The sequence below is a fragment of the Kineococcus glutinatus genome (assembly GCF_039542765.1).
Taxonomy (GTDB): domain Bacteria; phylum Actinomycetota; class Actinomycetes; order Actinomycetales; family Kineococcaceae; genus Kineococcus_A; species Kineococcus_A glutinatus.
In genome coordinates, this window is record NZ_BAABIL010000296.1 from 1 (window position 1) to 1,105 (window position 1,105).

Annotated in this window: 1 protein-coding gene; it reads left to right on the plus strand. The window is 78.6% G+C overall.

The window, feature by feature from the left end; genetic code table 11:
- The first annotated feature begins 2 nt into the window (after positions 1–2).
- On the plus strand, positions 3–971 hold the full coding sequence (locus ABEB16_RS11635) for an NAD(P)H-quinone oxidoreductase (protein ID WP_345712415.1): 969 nt from the start codon (positions 3–5) through the stop codon (positions 969–971).
- The last annotated feature ends 134 nt before the right edge of the window (positions 972–1,105 follow it).

Sequence of the window (1,105 nt, forward strand, 5' to 3'; positions counted from 1 at the left end):
CCATCACCGTCCGCGAACCCGGCGGCCCCGACGTCCTCGTGCCCACCGAGCTGCCCGACCCCGCCGCCGGCCCCGGGGAGGTGCTCGTCCGGGTCGCCGCCGCCGGGGTCAACCGCGCCGACCTCATGCAGCGGCAGGGGCGCTACCCGCCGCCGCCGGGCGCCCCGCAGCACCCCGGCCTGGAGGTGTCCGGGACCGTCGAGGCCCTCGGGGAGGGCGTCAGCGGCTGGGAGCCGGGGCAGCAGGTGTGCGCGCTGCTGGCCGGTGGCGGGTACGCCGAGCTCGTCGCCGTGCCCGCCGGGCAGCTGCTGCCGGTGCCCGCCGGGGTGGGGCTCGTCGAGGCCGCGGCGCTGCCGGAGGTGACCTGCACGGTGTGGAGCAACGTCTTCGACGTCGGGCGGCTGGTGGCGGGCGAGGTGCTGCTCGTGCACGGCGGCTCCAGCGGGATCGGCACGATGGCGGTGCAGCTGGGCGCTGCGGCCGGGGCGCGGGTGGCCGTCACCGCGGGGTCGGCGGAGAAGCTGCGCCGCTGCGCCGAGCTGGGCGCCGAGGTGCTGGTGGACTACCGCGAGCAGGACTTCGCGGAGGTCGTGCGCGCCGCGACGGGCGGGCGCGGCGCGGACGTGGTGCTCGACGTGGTGGGCGCGGGGTACCTGCAGCGCAACGTGGACGTGCTCGCCACCGGTGGCCGGCTGGTCGTCATCGGCATGCAGGGCGGGGTGCGGGGCGAGCTGGACCTGCAGGCGCTGATGGCGCGGCGGGCATCGGTGCACGCGACGTCGCTGCGGGCGCGGCCGCTGGCGGACAAGGCGCGGGTCGTGGCGGGGGTGCGCGAGCACGTGTGGCCGCTGCTGGCCTCGGGCCGGGTGCGGCCGGTCGTCCACGAGGTGCTGCCGCTGGCGGAGGCGGCACGGGCGCACGAGCTGCTGGAGGGCTCCTCGCACGTGGGCAAGGTGCTGCTGGCGGTGTGAGCCGGGGGGCGCCGGCGCCCCTGGGTGCGCCCGGCGCGCCCGGTGCGCCCATCTCCGGGTTCGGGCGACCCCAGGCCCCGCTTGGTGCGCCCAACTCCGGGTTCGGGCGACCCCAAGCCCCGCTTGGTGCGCCC